Genomic DNA, 14,647 nt, shown 5'->3' with positions numbered 1-14,647 from the left:
CAATAACAAATCCTCGGGTCTGTCTTTTTGCAGAAATCCATACCCCCTACCTGTTACTCACGTGTTCAACGGGGTGCGGGCAAATCTTCTAGTTTGCAATCGAGGCAAAGTTCATACCCGGGGGCTCTCTTCGGCGGCTGAGCTATAACTGTCGGCATGTTGGTCGCCGCCGTCGTCCGTCTGCACAGGGTGAAGTGCATCCGTCGCGCGACGTGCCTAGGCTCCGCAGATGCGCAGTGCTGACGTGATCACTTGGGGGGAAGGGGATCCCGACGGTGTCTGACATCAAAATCGACGTGGAACAGTTGACGGCTTCGGGGCGGCAGGTGAGCGGTCAGGCCCAGGATCTGGCGGCAGGGTTCCTGACGGCCGACAACCGGCTGGAGGCGGCTCAATACGGTTGGGCCGGTATGTCGGCGACGGCGCTGAGCGCCCGGGCGGCTCGGTGGCTGCCGGTGTCGCAGGCGTTGGTGGGCAGGGTCGGGGATCACGGGTTCGCGCTGCAGGACGCCGCCGTCGCGCATGCGGCGGCCGAGGAGCAGCGGGCGCACGCGCTCGCCGACGTCGCTGCCAGGGCCGCCGCGCTCCGTGGTCGCGGCTGAGAACAGTGGGGCATGGCCTTATCGGTCGCAGACATTGACCGCTGGAACGCCGAAGCGGTGCGCGAGGTGTTTCACGCGGCCTCCGCGCGCTCGCAGAGCGCCTTCGGCACGTCTCGTGAGTTGGCGTCGCTGTCGGTGTTCGCCGGCTGGGAGGGTGCGTCCCGCGAGGCCGCCGTGCACCAGAATGCCGCGCTTCGACAAGACCTCGACGCCCACGGGAACGAGGCGCTGGCAGTCGCGCGCGCCGCGGAGCAGGCCGCCGGCGGTATCGACAAGGTCAAGGCCGAGCTGGCGACGTTGCGCGCGGACGCGGCCGCCGCCCGGCTACAGGTCGACGCCGCGACCAGTCAGGTGGTCGCGATTCCCCAGTTGCGGTACACCGCAGCCGAATGGGCGAAGATGCAGACGCAGCGCGCCGAGCTGCAGACCCGTTTGAACGCGATCGTCGCCGAGGCCAATGCCGTGGACGCCGAGTTGGCGACGGCGATCAACATGGCCGACGGCGACGCACCCATTCCGTCCGGGCCCCACGACAACCGGCCCGACGTGCAACGGGCATTGGAACAGCCGTTGCCGCAGGATCCCGAGCAGTTCGCCGCCCTCTGGAACAAGCTCACGCCGGAGGAGAAGGACTGGCTCTACAGCCAGGACCACAAGATCGGCAATCACCCCGGCATGCCGTGGGACCCCCAGGACCATCTCGGCCGGGACCACTACAACCGGCTTCATCTGCCCGAGTTGCAGCAACAGACCCAGGCCGACGTCGACCGTCTGCAGCACCGCGTCGACGAGCTGGCCGCCCAGATATACATGGGCGATCACTCCGAAGCGACGACCGGCGAATTCAACGCGGTGGCACCCCAACTGCTGGCGGCCCGGCACAGCCTCGCCGGCTACCGGGCGGTGCAGACCGCGTTGGACCGCAAGGACGGCGTGCCGCGCTACCTCGGCCTGATCGACAACCAGGGCCACGGTGCGGTGGCCGTCGGAAACCCCGACCACGCCAAGCGCAATGCGATCTTGGTGCCCGGCACCGGCCAAGACCTCGCGGCCTTCGAGGGCAGCGACCTGAAATCCCTGGCGATGTACAACTCCGCGATGGCGGCCGACCCCGGGTTGCGGCCGGGCGATGTCGCGGTGACGACCTGGATGGGCTACGACCGTCCGATGGATCTCTTCGAGGCGGCGTGGCCCGACCGGGCCCGGTCGGACGGGGGAGCGCTGGACGCCTTCGAGAGCGGGCAGCGCGCGTCCCACGTGGGAGCGCCGTCGATCGACACGGTGATCGGGCACAGTTACGGGTCGACGTTGGTCGGCGCGGCCGCATCCGGTGGGCATCACCTCGACGCCGACAACGTGATCGCGGTCGGCAGCCCCGGCATGCTCGTGCAGCACGCCGGCGACCTGAGCCTGGATCCCGGTGCGAATGTCTATGCCATGCGGGCCCGCAATGACATCATCGAGCTGGTGACCGACATGACGCTGGGCCACGATCCGACGGCCAACGACTTCGGTGCGACGCGCTTGTTCGCCGCTGCCGGACCGAGCAGCGACCCGCTCGGGCTGACGCCGAGCGTTGCGGCCCACAGCAGTTACTGGAGCGAGGGCAACCCGGCACTGCTCAATCTGGGTGCCGTCATCGCCGGTGTTCCGCCGCCCCAGGCCATTCCGAGTGGTGGGGGAGGCTGAACGTGATGCGCCGTTTGAGGGTTTTCGGTGTTGCGACGATCGTTGTGCTCGTCGTTGCCTGTAGCCACGAACGACCGCTCGTCCCGCCCACACCGACCGGCGCCACTCCACTGGGAGGACCATCCATGGAAGCCACACCGCCACCGCCGCCCGGATGGAAGCTCGAGCCGGTCATCCCGAAAACCCAACAGCAGGCCCAGGATACGGTGATCGGCTACCTCAAGAAAACACTCGCGGCGCTTGGGGCCGGAATAACGCTGGACGCCAGCCGCTATAGCGGTGGCGGCACCGTTCACCCGTGTAAGGATGTCGAAACGGGCACCCCGCCAATGGAATTCGCGACCAACGGCGATCTCACGCTGCCGGCGGGCGTCGACGCCAACACGATCGTCGCCAAGGCCGGCGACATCTGGAAGAGCTGGGGCTGGCAGGTTTACGAGCGAGACGGCTTCTACAAGCCCAACCGGTTTGGCTATGCCCCCGACGGTTACATCCTGCAGATCATTGCGCGGTATCAGCCCGGGTATGCGCCTACCCTGCAAGCGATTTCGCCGTGTTTTCCCGCCGACCTACCCGCCGAGCGCAGCCCCTTCCCGACGATCCTCACCGGGTAACAGTCACCGCGGCGCTTCAAGGCCGACCGAGCTTCGTCGCCTTCATGTCGAGATAGGGATGGGCCATGCGCGGGTCGACGCCGGACGCTTTGGTCGCGGCTTGTGAGCCCTCGTCGCGGCGGTGCGCAATTACGTGGTTGAGTTCTTCGGGCGTGAGCGAATCGAACCACCTATCCAGCTTCTGACTGTCCTCCTCGAGCTTTGCCCGCATCGACTCGTCGAGTCTCCAGGTGGAGGAGCCGTTCCATTGTGATTCGTCGACGACCTCTTGCTGTATCCCGTGCTGTTTGACTTGGGCGAGAATGCGTTCGACGAACTGAGCTATGAGTGATTGACGCGGATTGTTGAGCAGGTTGACCCGGTCGTGCAGATTGAGTGTGTAGAACCATGACAGGTCTACGGGTTGTTCGGGGTACTCGCGCATAGGTGCACGGTAGCCCACGGTTTCGTCGCGGGTCATCATCATGTCTGCTGTCGTGAGCGAGGGTAGGGACGAAATAGTCTGCGTGGCAGGGAGACTCGCGACTCGCTAAGAATCAGCCAGAGTGACGAACAGCCTGTACCCAACTGGTCCGGTGGTGGCAGCGGGGAGCTCATCGCGGACCTCCCATCCCCAGACTCCCCTCCCGACAGCTAGCTGTCGAAGGCCGCCAAAAAGTCGCGCGCCAAGGAAACCCAGCCTTCAAGCGGCACGTCTCCGTCGATCACATTAAGCGCAAGCTCGACATCCTCGGGGTCTTCTGAATCCCACTCGCGGCGGCCACGGATGGTGATTTCGGGGCCCGACCAATCCCAAAAGAACACGAAGGTCCTTTTTCTCTCGTCGGCATGGGTGATCACCCAAACAGCGTCCTTCCCCTGACGAAGGTCAGTACTTACCTGGGAGAACTGCGGACGATAGCGGTCGGGCCAGTCCCGCCATGCACTTGACCGGACCCCGTGAACTGGTCCACATTGATCAACCAATCGGGGTCAGGCCACTGCGACAACCGCATCAACTACGGCGTTATCGGGATGGCCGTCATGGCAAACCCGACCTGTCGTGTCGCGATTCGCGATAGGTCCGGTTGGGCATGTATTTGCGCACCGTGCTCGATCAGGCGCGACGGCCCGATAAAAACCAGGCCTGAACAGGTGAAACTCTGGTGCGCGATACTGGGATTGAAGTAGTCATGCTGGTATGTTGCGGGTGTGGTGTGTGAGCAGCGTGAATATGCCTCTAAGCTGGGTAGACACCACACTCCACTAGTGGAAATAGTCGGAGGTTCGCGGACCTAGAAGTAACCTGTATTGGTACGCCATTGGCACGACCACAGGGGACCGCACACCATGGCCAACCGAAAAGGACACCGCTCGTTCGGCAACATCCGCAAGCTGCCATCAGGCCGCTACCACGTGCGCTATACCGGGCCGGACGGCAGCTACAACACGGCCCCGCAAACGTTCGCCGCGAAGATCGACGCCGAGGCCTACCTGGTTGACCGGCGCCGGGAGATCGAGAGCAAACTGTGGAACCCGGCCGCTGTGGCCAAGCCGGAGCGCGTGACCTTCGGTGCCTATGCCTCGGGCTGGTTGGCCACACGCCAGGTCGCTGGCCGTCCCATCAAGGCACGCACCCGCGAGCACTACACCGCCATCCTGGACGACCACCTGCTGCCCACGTTCGGGGACCGTCAAATCGCCGGCATCACGCCCAAAGATGTGCGCGACTGGCACGCCACGACCCTGACCGACAGGCCCACCATGCGCTCCCACGCCTACAGCCTGTTGCGCACGATCATGGCCAGCGCGGTCAACGACGAGTTGATCGACAGCAATCCCGCGCGGATCGTGGGGGCGGGTCGCACCAAGCGCGTCCATAAGATCCGGCCCGCGTCGGTGGAGGAGCTGACCACGGTCACTGCCGCAATGCCCGAGCGGCTGCAGCTGATGGTCGCGCTCGCTTCCTGGTGCGCGCTTCGGTTCGGGGAGACGATCGAGCTGCAACGCGGCGACATTGACCTGTCGACAGAGGTGATCCGTGTCCGGCGGGCCGCGGTGCGCACCAAACACGGCGGGTTTCAAGTCACCACACCCAAGTCCGATGCCGGTGTGCGCGACGTTGCCATTCCACCGCACCTAATCCCGGCCATTGAAGCGCATCTGTCCAAATATGTTGGCAGCAAGCGTGATTCACTGCTATTCCCGAACGATCGAGGCGGCCACCTGCAACCATCCACCCTCATGCGCCACTGGTACCGGGCGCGCGCCGCTGCCGGACGGCCCGATCTGCGCTGGCACGACCTACGCCACTCCGGTGCCGTGCTGGCAGCCGCGACGGGCGCGTCACTGGCCGAGCTGATGGCCCGCCTGGGGCACTCCACCCCAGCTGCCGCCATGCGTTACCAGCACGCCGCCCAGGGGCGCGACCACGAGATTGCGGCGCTGCTAAGCAAACTCGCAAACAACTGACTAATTTGTGTAGCGCGTTTACCCTGTGCAACTACCCCAGTGGAGCAACTGTGTAGCGCGTTTAGCCAGAGACACGCTGGGTTAGTTACCTCCAAATCAGTCCTCCCAGGCCGAAGTACAACCCCTTTAACCAGGTTGGGGAAAACAACCCCTCCCGGACGTCAAAGGGGATTTTCAGTGACACGCAAGAAACCAGCGCCAGCGCCTGAAGCACGCCGCTGGCGCGGAATCCAGGAAACCGCCGACTACCTGCAGGTCAGCGATAAAACGGTCAGGCAAATGATTTCCGATCACCGTATCAAGGCCTACAAGGCCGGACCGCGCCTGATCCGCATCGACCTCAACGAGGTTGACCAGGTCACCCTGCGCCCGATCAGCGAATGGTGATCGCACCCAATGAATTTCGACGATCCTCCGGAAAGAGTCGAGGGCCGACATAGAAGCCGGCCCCCGACCTCCAACGACACCAATCGTCACCACACGACGGGCAACGCCGATTCTATCGGCAACAGCCGACCTTGGGGTAGCGCATCAGGCGTCGGATGATGAGCGGGCAGAACGAGTTCCATCCCCGAGATTTCCGGCACGGGTTGCGGCACGCGGGATTGACCCACGGTGAGTTCCGGGTGGCCGTCGAGCTGTCCGAATACTGCGGCGTCGGGAAGCCCGAAGTGTGGCCGTCCGTGGCAAAGCTGGCCGAAACGTGCGACATGACGGAACGCGGGATTCAGCGAGCCTTGGAGCATCTAGCGGGCAAGGGTGTTGTGGCCCTGGTGTTCCGAACCAAGGGTGGCCGTGGTTCCACTAACCGTTGGCGGCTTCTGGTCAAAACCCCGAACGAGGGTTCGGGGTTTACGACACCAGGAACCCCGAACGACGGTTCACCGTTTGAGGACGAAACCCCGAACAGAATTACACCGAAACCCCGAACAGATTCGCTAGCAACCCCGAACCCCCGTTCGCCCGAAGTAGTTAGAAGTCGTGAAACGGAAGGGGATACGCACGCGAGCGAGCCGACCGCTCAGACGGGCAGCCACTCACCCGAGCCAATGCCCCTCTACGAATTCTCCATAGAACCCCCAAAACGGGCCTGTACGCAATACCCGCATTCCGCCCCGTGTGGCACGTGCGCTTCCGACAACCGCGCCTTAGACGCCTGGAAACGGCATGGCCCACAACAGCTGTCGGCCCTGCAGGACCAGATCAACAAGCTAGAGGGCCGTCAACACCGGAGCCTGGACAACGACCAGCGCCGGGAACTGGGCCGGCAAATCACCGCGCTGCGCGGCCAGCGGACACGCTGGCTGGGTGTTCTCCGCGCCGAGGGGGTGGCTGTATGACCACGAGGCGCAGCACCAGCGGCCTGGCCGCCTACGCGTCGAAAGCATGCGATTGCACGCCTTCTCGCGTCTGTGGGTTTTGCCGATCTCAGCGCCGCACCCCGAAAGCGGTGCGACGTTCTACGCGACAACCTCGAACGGCCAAGCGGGTTGTGGGCTATCGCGGCGCGCATGCTCGCGTCCAGGCCGCGCGCGGGTACGCCTCGTCCTACGCCTGCGTGGGCGATTGCGGACGCCCAGCAGCCCAGTGGGCTTATCAGCACGACGATCCGACGGAACTAGTCGCGGTCGTCAACGGGCGTGCCGTGGCGTACAGCACGGACTCGTCCAAGTATTCGCCGATGTGCCGGCCATGTCACCGCCGGTTCGATCGCGCCCACCGCGCGCTGGCGGTAATCGAAACGTGGTGAGCAGAAAAAGTTCTCACCAAGAGAAAATTCTCACCAAGAATCCGAAAGGACGACCGATGACCGATCACACCGACGACAGCGGACTGACGCCCGGCGAGCGGGCCATGTACGCGGCCCTGGACGAGGCGCTGGACGAGCAGCAAGCCGCGCTTGAGCGCCTGGCCCACGACGACCCAATCGGTGCTGTGGTTTTCGGTGACAATGACGACTGGGTAGACAAGCGGCTTGGCCGCGCCGCGCCGGAATGAGTGTGCTGGTTGCTTTGTCGGTGACCGGCGCTATTCTGACTGTGCGAGTTCGTGACTTCGCAGGGCACCCCAGGAGGGGATGCACGCCAGAAGCCCGCAGCCCGCATTTTGTCCGCCCGAGCAGCTTCGCTGCCCGGATTCTCGGACACAGCAGTGGAATTGGTTTGGTGCCGCGTATGGCCCCACCCCTGACATAGCCGGGTGGGGCCTGCCGGTCACACCGTCCCGCCACCGCTTTCCCACAGACAACAAGCCCTGGGCAACCGTAAAGGACCCAAAAATGACGAAGACAATTTGGCTCAACAAAGAGTCCACCATCACGCGCATGGAAGAGATTTCAGCGCGCCTGGAACAGCTCGCCGCGACACCCACCTTGTCGCGTGTGGCGGGCATCGAGGCCGACGAGCTCGGCAAGGAGTTCGACACACTGACCCGCCACATCGAAAAGCTCGACCGCGACGCGGTGCTGGCCGGGGCGATCGCCGGGGCAGCACGAGGTGACGGCTCGCTGCGGCTCGAACGCGGTTCGCCGTCAGAATCTCAGCTGGGCGGCGGCAGCGAGCGGCACAACGGGTCACAGACCGCGGCCCTGCGGCGACTCGAGCGCTCGGTGAAGGCGGGGTTGCCGGCCCGGTCCGCCGAGGTGGTGGAACGGCTGGTTTCGGCCGGCCCCGAGAGCGGTGCTGAATGGGTCGCCCGGTGGGTGGTCGACACCGGCTCAGACGCCTATCGTTCAGCGTTCGCCAAGCTGGTTTTTCACGGAGAATCTCGCGCGGGTTTGGAGTGGACCGCCGAGGAGCGGGCAGCCTACGACCGGGTCGCGCGGTTGCGCCAAGAGCAGCGCGCCGCAAGCCTTTCCGACGCGGCCGGCGGATTTTTGGTGCCGTACGAGTTGGATCCGACTGTGATTTTGACCAGTGCGGGATCGGAAAACTCGCTGTTGCAGATCTCACGGGTCGTCTCCACGGTGACGGACGTTTGGCATGGTGTAACGAGTCTCGGCGTCCAAAGCAGCTGGGATGCAGAGGCTTCTGAGGTGTCGGATGACTCGCCCGCGTTCACCGAGCCGTCCATCCCGGCGTATAAATCGGCAACGTTCGTGCCGTTCAGCATCGAGGTATCCCAGGACGCGCCAACGCTTTTGGGGGAACTGGGCCGCTTGATGGCCGACAGCCAGCTGCAGTTGCTGAACGAAGCCCTGACCAACGGCAGCGGAACTGGTTCCCCCACAGGAATCGTGACCGCGTTGACGGGTGGCAGCTCGGTGGTGGCCACGGCGACCGCTGACACCATTACCGCCGCCGACGTGTACAAACTTCAGAACACGTTGGGGCCGCGCTGGCAGGCCAACGCACGGTGGTGCGCCAACCTTGGGGTCCTGAATCTGTTGCGCGCCATGGAAACCAGCAACGGTGCGTTGCTGTTTCCGGAGTTACGTGCCACGGTGCCCACGTTGCTGGGCAAGCCGGTCGCCGAGTTGTCCAACATGTCGGCGGCGCTTGGTGGTGGTGCTGGTAACAACCCGGTCTTGCTGTACGGCGATTTCCGGAATTTCGTTGTGTCCCAGCGGATCGGCAGCGCTGTGGAGTTGATCCCGCATCTGCTGGGGGCCAACATGAGGCCCACCGGCCAGCGCGGGTTGTACAGCTATGCGCGTTGGGGTAGCGATTCCGTCAACGATGCCGCCTTTAGACTTCTTGTGGCATAAGGACTTCCGTACGGGTCGGCCTGCTGATTTGCCCTCGGTTCTGCCGGCCCGTACGGGACCACTTCCGTGGGGGGCAGAGGTTGTGGACGCGGGAAGCGGCCAGACGCGGACACGGCCACCAGGACACTGCCCCTCACGGAATCAAGCTCCCGCGCTGGGTGGGGCCGCTCGTACTTTGACCGGGCGAGAGGTTTCCGGGTGCGGGCCCGCGCGGGCCGGGGAAGGCAGCTCCCTGGCCCGCGCGGAACCTAAAGGCCCCCAGTGGTCGGGTGCAGGGTGGGGCCACAAACCCGTGGCTTTCCCCGGCCACTGGGTTACCACCCAAAGGCGGATGAACCCAACTGCCGGTAACACGTCGGGTCGAAGCGGTGCTTGACCGAGCTCGTCAACCGACCAGGGTGGGGGGTGGGTGTCCCGCGCGAACAGGGGTCCGGCAGACACTCCCCACCAGCTGGCTATATCCCCCCCCCGAACAAAAACCGAAGATTTTCAGGTTGCGGAAGTCGAGGTGCAGCAGCGCATTTCCCTAGGTCACGGGGCATTGTCGGATGTTGGGGGTGCAGCAACGGCGTCGTCGGAAAGCGAACGCGGACCAAGCTGATAAATAGTGGTTAACTGAACTGTTGGTGCCAGCTGGTGCCAGCCAATTAGGAGGCGGGTTCCCAACGCCAACCATCATTGTTGGTGCAAACAATCTTTTGGCCGTCAGCGGTCGCGCCGGTTATGCCGTGGTCTCTGTTACGGCAGAATTGGCCCGGCTGATAGCAATTGCCGCCGTTGCTCACCGGCTGGCAGTTTGACGGCGAGAACGGCGGCGCAGGAGCCGTCGGGGCGAAGAATGCTGCGGAAAGCGCGACGGCGGCCAGGACGTTCATGCCGCCTATTGTGTCGTCGACATTAACGCGGTGTCCCGGAAATGATCGTGCTAGCGGACCCGAAAGGCGAATCGGCGAAAACCGAAGGGCCGATCCCGGTGGCGGTGAGGTTCTGAGGTGCAGCGTGGCATCCAAGCGGTGACCGCGCCGTGGCGTTATGGTGCCGCCATGTCGTTCGATCCGGCAGAATGGGGAACCGTCGCCGCCTGGACTGGAGCGCTCCTGACCGGACTATCCGTGCTGGCCGCAGCGACCTATTACATGTTCGACCGTCAGCGCGACCAGCGAACCCAGGCCAGTTCGGTGCTGGTATGGCTCCACCCGCATGAGCACGGACCCCCCAAGATCAAGATTCAAAACCTCTCCGGCAAACCCGTCTTCGATCACCGATGCGTCATTGCTTCGAAGACTCAACGCCAGATCGCGAAGCTTGCGACAAAGGGCTGGACCAACTCCGGTCCGTTCAGCTGGCCGACCGACAACAAACTCTCATACCGGGGCGGGCACACATTCCTGAATTACCACGACGGCAGTGAGCTTTACCTCGCTGATGGCCAAACGGTAGAACACTTACCCAAACTTGAATACAACCCAGCGGTTTACGACTACTACGCGGCCTTTCGGGACGCATCAGGACAGTACTGGGCGGTGAACGCGCGGACGCAAAGGCTCGCCAGCGCCTTGAAGCGAAGAAAGCTCGGCGTTGGCCGATCTGGGCTGGACGCCACATAGGGCCTGCACCAGAGCGGACTTTCCACAAGTCGGAGGCGAAAATTGTGCCCACCCCCATGCCTGACTTCGGCGCCGTAGTCGAGTATTTTTCAGGCGGCGCCGAAAATTGCAGCTTGGTTGCAAGTTGTCGGGCCTCCGGGTAAGTGGCTGTCCCGTTACGGCGTTGAACTGCAACGTTAAGCGTTGAGCTGGCATGTTGCGGAGCCGAGGGCGGCGACATACCGTTCATGTCGGCTTGGTTGGAGCGATGTTATGGAAGAGTTATAAGAGTGGCGTTGACGGCGGTTCGGCACACGAGTGCTCCACGTCCTGGTCGGCGATTCGAACCGATTCACGAGGCGGCGCTTCACAGCGATGCGGTTGCCGCAAGCGGCGCACTACCCGGGGCTCACCGCGGAGTCATTGTCGTCCGAGAAATGACGGGCCCGATCGGAATCCCCGATTTCACCGCGATGGTTGGCGGTGCTGATGCACTGCAGCTGCGGTCCGAACTTGACGTCCCACCCATCCTTAACAGCCTGGATGCGTCCATAATTTCGGTTACTGCGGCAAAGGTCCCGAAAACGGTTGATAGCATTGCACACTCACTGGGTTGGCCAACCAGCACCGTGATTCGTCGCTTGCCAGGACTTCTGGATCGTGGTGCCCTGCACCAGGTTAGGGAAAGTCGATACATTCGTCCCGAAGCGTTGCAGCCAGCTGGCCGGGTGTATGCGATCGAAGCAAAAGTTCGCGATCGCGTCGCCGCAACGAATCAAGCCCGCGCTTACTTGACTTGGGCTGACAGCTACGTGCTCGTCTTGGGGCCGCTTGGTCGTGGGCCGCTTGAGCTAGTGACTGCCGCAGTTCACGCCGACCGGGGGGGCTTGGTAGTCGCCGGGAAATGGATAGTCCGGCCGCGTATCTCGAAGCGCTCGAGTGCACTCAAATTCTTAGCATCAGAGCACTTTTTCGCCGCCACTCGTTCTTACGCCCAACCTTCTGTCCGCGCATAAAGCGTCAAACCACCTGCTACGCCGTCGATCCAATGGCGACCATTGGTAGTGGTGGTGGCCTGTCGTTGCACGGTGGGCCAATCGGCCCTCGCAGCGTCATACAACGCTGCGAGGTGCCGATATTTTGTCGCCCAATCTTGCTCGGCTTTGATCCCATCAACGACTGCCGAAAGTGTTGCGAGGTGGTGGTCAAAAGCCTCGCGAACCGCGTCAACTGGTAGACCGCCGAGACGGGCGACTAGGCCGGGGTCACGCGAGTTCAAGACTATCCCCTCGTTCGACCTGATCACTCCGAGCAATCCTCGGAGCGTCGGCCGTTTGTACCAGCCGCCTCCGCCGTCTGATCCCGGATCCCTAGGGCCGTAATGGCCGTGCGCGCAAACTCGCTGACGTTGATCCCACCCGGATCCCAAAGTTGACGCGCCGGCAGCTATGGCGGGCAAGCCTGCGAGATCTCCGTGCGAGATGTGTACAGGCGCATCCGCGCTCAGTGCCCTCGTTGTCCGACAAAGTCCATGTACCTCCTCGGCTTGGACCGTGACGGGAAGCTCAGTCTCGGTTCTGACAACCGTTAACACCCATGCTGACGGGTCCAAGGAAGCGAGGGCGCCGATATGTGCGTCCAGTGCCGCCCCACTGGCCCAGAAGGGTGGCGTACCCGCAATTGTCAGCACCGCGCGTGGATCGCGGCGAATCGCTTCTCGGGCCACGTCCAAAGCCACAACGCTGAACATTTCCAAGCCAGAGTGCAGGAGTACCGTTGGAGCACAATGAGATACGTTTAGCGAATCTTGTATCCCGAACACCTTGTCCACGTGACCCTCTATAAGGGCCTGATCAGACAGGTCTCCGCGTGCCCCTGCCCAAAGGTCGTACTCATCGTAGAAGCGAAGGTCACCAACACCGCTCATCTGCAGGACGTGCGTCATGGGATCGAACATCACGTTGACACCGCCAGCTTGTAACTCGGCGATGCGGTTTGCCGCGCTCGGCTTCCTGCCGGCGCCGGCATGTTGTTGAAATGGCGTTGCCCAGGGCGTGATTACGGCGCCACTTGCGGAGCCGCTGCTTACGGACTCAATAATCCAGCCGGCCAAGTTTCGTGGACTGTCCTCGATCCAAATGCTCATACGAACGGCTCCAATGCATCAGCGAGCTTGCGGCCGTTGCGGAATCGCCGGGCAGGCTGAGCGTGGAGCATTTGAAGCACTATCGCTTGCTCGCCAGCACCTAGATCTGGTCGCTCGGTCCCAAGGTCGGCGACAAGCTCTGCTCGCTGCAAGCGGCGAGCGTAGTCTGCATCGTCACCGTGATACGGAATGGGGATATTCCCCGTCAGTGCTTGGTACATCAGGATGCCGACGCCGAAGACGTCGGAGGACGGCATAGGAACTCCGGAGTAAGCGTTCATGTGCTCCGGGGTGTGATAGCCGTACGTGCCCGGCTGTCCGATACCTGTTATGCCGGTCCTGAGCGTGTGGCGGGCGAAGCCAAAATCCATAACCTTGTAGCTGCCGCTCGATAGCCGTCGCACGTTGTTGGGGCTGAGGTCCCGGTGTATGACGCCGTTGGCGTGGGCGGCTGCCAAACCGAGCGCCACTTCGTAACCAAGGCGGGCCACGTCAGACCATGACCACTTGCTGGTAAGCAGCGGACTCAGGTCCTCGCCGTCGAGAAACTCCTCCAGCCATGTTGCACCGCGCGCGGGACTGCCCAGGGCAACGAGGTCGGATACGACCTTCACGACGTGCGGGCTAGTCAGTGACTTTAGGAGCTCGACTTCGCGTTCGGCTCTCGTGAGCGTTGTAGGCGAAGTCGCCGTGAGCGCGACGACCTTCAGCACGCATTGTTGCCCTGATCGGTCAACCAAGCGGACGGCCTTCTGACCACCTAGAGCTCCGATCGGGCCATTGTCCACCACACTCAAGGCAGTGCAAGCTTCTGCGATAAGCGCGGCGTCCGCCACACTCATTCGGCGTCGCTGGTGTCTGGCGGGCGCCGCTCCGGGAGCGGTGCCTCGCTCCTTGCATTCGACCGCAGCATCGTTGCTCCTCCCTGTCGTCCTCTTAGCTACCTCGAAGGCGGGGTCAATCGAGTATCGAGGCTATACGTCCCATCGCGGCTTCCGTCGCGAATCCGCTCGTCAGCAAGTCGTGGCGACTGGATGGGTGTTACAGCTTGGCTGCTGAATTTGCCGGGTCACGTGTTTTGCCATCCGCGAGCTGGCCGGTGGAGCCTGGCCAGGCATCGCTATCCGGGACAACTGATGCGGTCAGGCGCCCTATTGGCACATATTTGGCATGCAGCTCGTATAGCTCGGCTAGATACCAAGTTTAAGCTGGAAGAACTCTGGTGCGCGATACTGGGATTGAACCAGTGACCTCTTCCGTGTCAGGGAAGCGCTCTCCCGCTGAGCTAATCGCGCTGGGAGGAAATTTTTTGGAGGTGGAGACGGGAATCGAACCCGTGTGCACGGCTTTGCAGGCCGTTGCCTCACCACTCGGCCACTCCACCGCTGGGGTTGATGCCTCTTGCACCTTCGAGCGGATGACGGGATTCGAACCCGCGACCCTCACCTTGGCAAGGTGATGCGCTACCAACTGCGCTACATCCGCGCGCAACGAGCGAGATCGTCGCCCGGTGCGAAGGACGACGATAGTCCACCTGAGCGGGCGCACACAAATCTCTCGGCGCGTTGTCGCTCCAGGCTATAACGCACCCCCGGGGGGCGGATAAGTCATGTGCTGGTAGCCGGCCGTTCGTGCTAGTCTCTGACGTCGTTCGCCTCTCGGCGCCGGTCCCGTGGCTCAGTGGAAGAGCGTCCGCTTCACACGCGGAAGGTCGCTGGTTCGATCCCAGCCGGGACCACACAATCTGACCTGCATCGACACGATAGGCGCGGCCGTCGGCCGAGCCATCACCCCCAAACATCCCTGCATCCAAGGGATTCAAGCGCCCAGACGGCGCTCAGGCATCGGCACCA

General features: G+C 63.1%; 12 protein-coding genes and 4 tRNA genes. 9 read left to right on the top strand and 7 right to left on the bottom strand.

What is annotated here, in order from left to right; all coding sequences use genetic code 11:
- The first annotated feature begins 275 nt into the window (after positions 1 to 275).
- The 3 genes from G6N55_RS06730 to G6N55_RS06720 all read left to right on the top strand — a co-directional run bounded on the left by G6N55_RS06730 (position 276) and on the right by G6N55_RS06720 (position 2,905).
- Positions 276 to 602, top strand: a complete 327-nt coding sequence (locus tag G6N55_RS06730) for a WXG100 family type VII secretion target (protein WP_232078934.1) — start codon at positions 276 to 278, stop codon at positions 600 to 602.
- A gap of 12 nt (positions 603 to 614) precedes the next feature.
- The gene (locus tag G6N55_RS06725; protein ID WP_085226799.1) at positions 615 to 2,291 is read left to right on the top strand and encodes an alpha/beta hydrolase; all 1,677 of its coding nucleotides are present in this window, start codon (positions 615 to 617) and stop codon (positions 2,289 to 2,291) included.
- A 125-nt stretch (positions 2,292 to 2,416) separates the two neighbouring features.
- On the top strand, positions 2,417 to 2,905 hold the full coding sequence (locus G6N55_RS06720; protein ID WP_232078933.1) for a hypothetical protein: 489 nt from the start codon (positions 2,417 to 2,419) through the stop codon (positions 2,903 to 2,905).
- 16 nt (positions 2,906 to 2,921) lie between these two features.
- Here G6N55_RS06720 and G6N55_RS06715 read toward each other — a convergent pair whose 3' ends face one another.
- The gene (locus G6N55_RS06715; protein WP_163667197.1) at positions 2,922 to 3,329 is read right to left on the bottom strand and encodes a hypothetical protein; all 408 of its coding nucleotides are present in this window, start codon (positions 3,327 to 3,329) and stop codon (positions 2,922 to 2,924) included.
- A 209-nt stretch (positions 3,330 to 3,538) separates the two neighbouring features.
- Positions 3,539 to 3,745 (bottom strand): hypothetical protein, encoded by a 207-nt coding sequence (locus G6N55_RS06710; RefSeq protein WP_085226805.1) that lies wholly within the window; start codon positions 3,743 to 3,745, stop codon positions 3,539 to 3,541.
- Positions 3,746 to 4,234: 489 nt separating this feature from the next.
- Here G6N55_RS06710 and G6N55_RS06705 point away from each other — a divergent pair, with 489 nt between their 5' ends.
- The 4 genes from G6N55_RS06705 to G6N55_RS06690 all read left to right on the top strand — a co-directional run bounded on the left by G6N55_RS06705 (position 4,235) and on the right by G6N55_RS06690 (position 9,062).
- Positions 4,235 to 5,356 carry a tyrosine-type recombinase/integrase gene (locus G6N55_RS06705; protein WP_085226807.1) on the top strand — a complete coding sequence of 374 codons (1,122 nt, stop codon included), beginning with the start codon at positions 4,235 to 4,237 and terminating at the stop codon, positions 5,354 to 5,356.
- Between the two features lie 177 nt (positions 5,357 to 5,533).
- On the top strand, positions 5,534 to 5,743 hold the full coding sequence (locus G6N55_RS06700; RefSeq protein ID WP_085226809.1) for an excisionase family DNA-binding protein: 210 nt from the start codon (positions 5,534 to 5,536) through the stop codon (positions 5,741 to 5,743).
- A gap of 1,419 nt (positions 5,744 to 7,162) precedes the next feature.
- Positions 7,163 to 7,354 (top strand): hypothetical protein, encoded by a 192-nt coding sequence (locus G6N55_RS06695; RefSeq protein ID WP_085226810.1) that lies wholly within the window; start codon positions 7,163 to 7,165, stop codon positions 7,352 to 7,354.
- 280 nt (positions 7,355 to 7,634) lie between these two features.
- Positions 7,635 to 9,062, top strand: coding sequence for a phage major capsid protein (locus tag G6N55_RS06690; protein WP_163667194.1), 1,428 nt, complete (start codon positions 7,635 to 7,637; stop codon positions 9,060 to 9,062).
- A 647-nt stretch (positions 9,063 to 9,709) separates the two neighbouring features.
- Here G6N55_RS06690 and G6N55_RS06685 read toward each other — a convergent pair.
- The gene (locus G6N55_RS06685) at positions 9,710 to 9,937 is read right to left on the bottom strand and encodes a hypothetical protein (RefSeq protein ID WP_139827082.1); all 228 of its coding nucleotides are present in this window, start codon (positions 9,935 to 9,937) and stop codon (positions 9,710 to 9,712) included.
- A gap of 117 nt (positions 9,938 to 10,054) precedes the next feature.
- On the opposite strand from G6N55_RS06685, the gene G6N55_RS06680 reads away from it, so the two are divergent.
- Positions 10,055 to 10,669: a hypothetical protein gene (locus tag G6N55_RS06680; protein WP_085226814.1), complete on the top strand. Its 615-nt coding sequence runs from the start codon at positions 10,055 to 10,057 to the stop codon at positions 10,667 to 10,669.
- A gap of 2,121 nt (positions 10,670 to 12,790) precedes the next feature.
- On the opposite strand, the gene G6N55_RS06675 is transcribed toward G6N55_RS06680, so the two are convergent.
- The 4 genes from G6N55_RS06675 to G6N55_RS06660 form a co-directional block, all read right to left on the bottom strand.
- Complete coding sequence (locus G6N55_RS06675; protein WP_085226816.1) at positions 12,791 to 13,636, bottom strand: serine/threonine protein kinase; 846 nt, start codon at positions 13,634 to 13,636, stop codon at positions 12,791 to 12,793.
- A 378-nt stretch (positions 13,637 to 14,014) separates the two neighbouring features.
- A tRNA-Val gene (locus G6N55_RS06670) sits at positions 14,015 to 14,089 on the bottom strand.
- A 15-nt stretch (positions 14,090 to 14,104) separates the two neighbouring features.
- Positions 14,105 to 14,178 (bottom strand) — tRNA-Cys (locus tag G6N55_RS06665).
- 28 nt (positions 14,179 to 14,206) lie between these two features.
- A tRNA-Gly gene (locus tag G6N55_RS06660) sits at positions 14,207 to 14,279 on the bottom strand.
- A gap of 181 nt (positions 14,280 to 14,460) precedes the next feature.
- On the opposite strand from G6N55_RS06660, the gene G6N55_RS06655 reads away from it, so the two are divergent.
- A tRNA-Val gene (locus G6N55_RS06655) sits at positions 14,461 to 14,532 on the top strand.
- Positions 14,533 to 14,647: the final 115 nt, after the last annotated feature.

Origin of the sequence: Mycobacterium florentinum (assembly GCF_010730355.1) — a bacterium.
GTDB classification, from domain to species: Bacteria; Actinomycetota; Actinomycetes; order Mycobacteriales; family Mycobacteriaceae; genus Mycobacterium; species Mycobacterium florentinum.
This window is presented reverse-complemented; position numbering and strand designations above follow the sequence as displayed.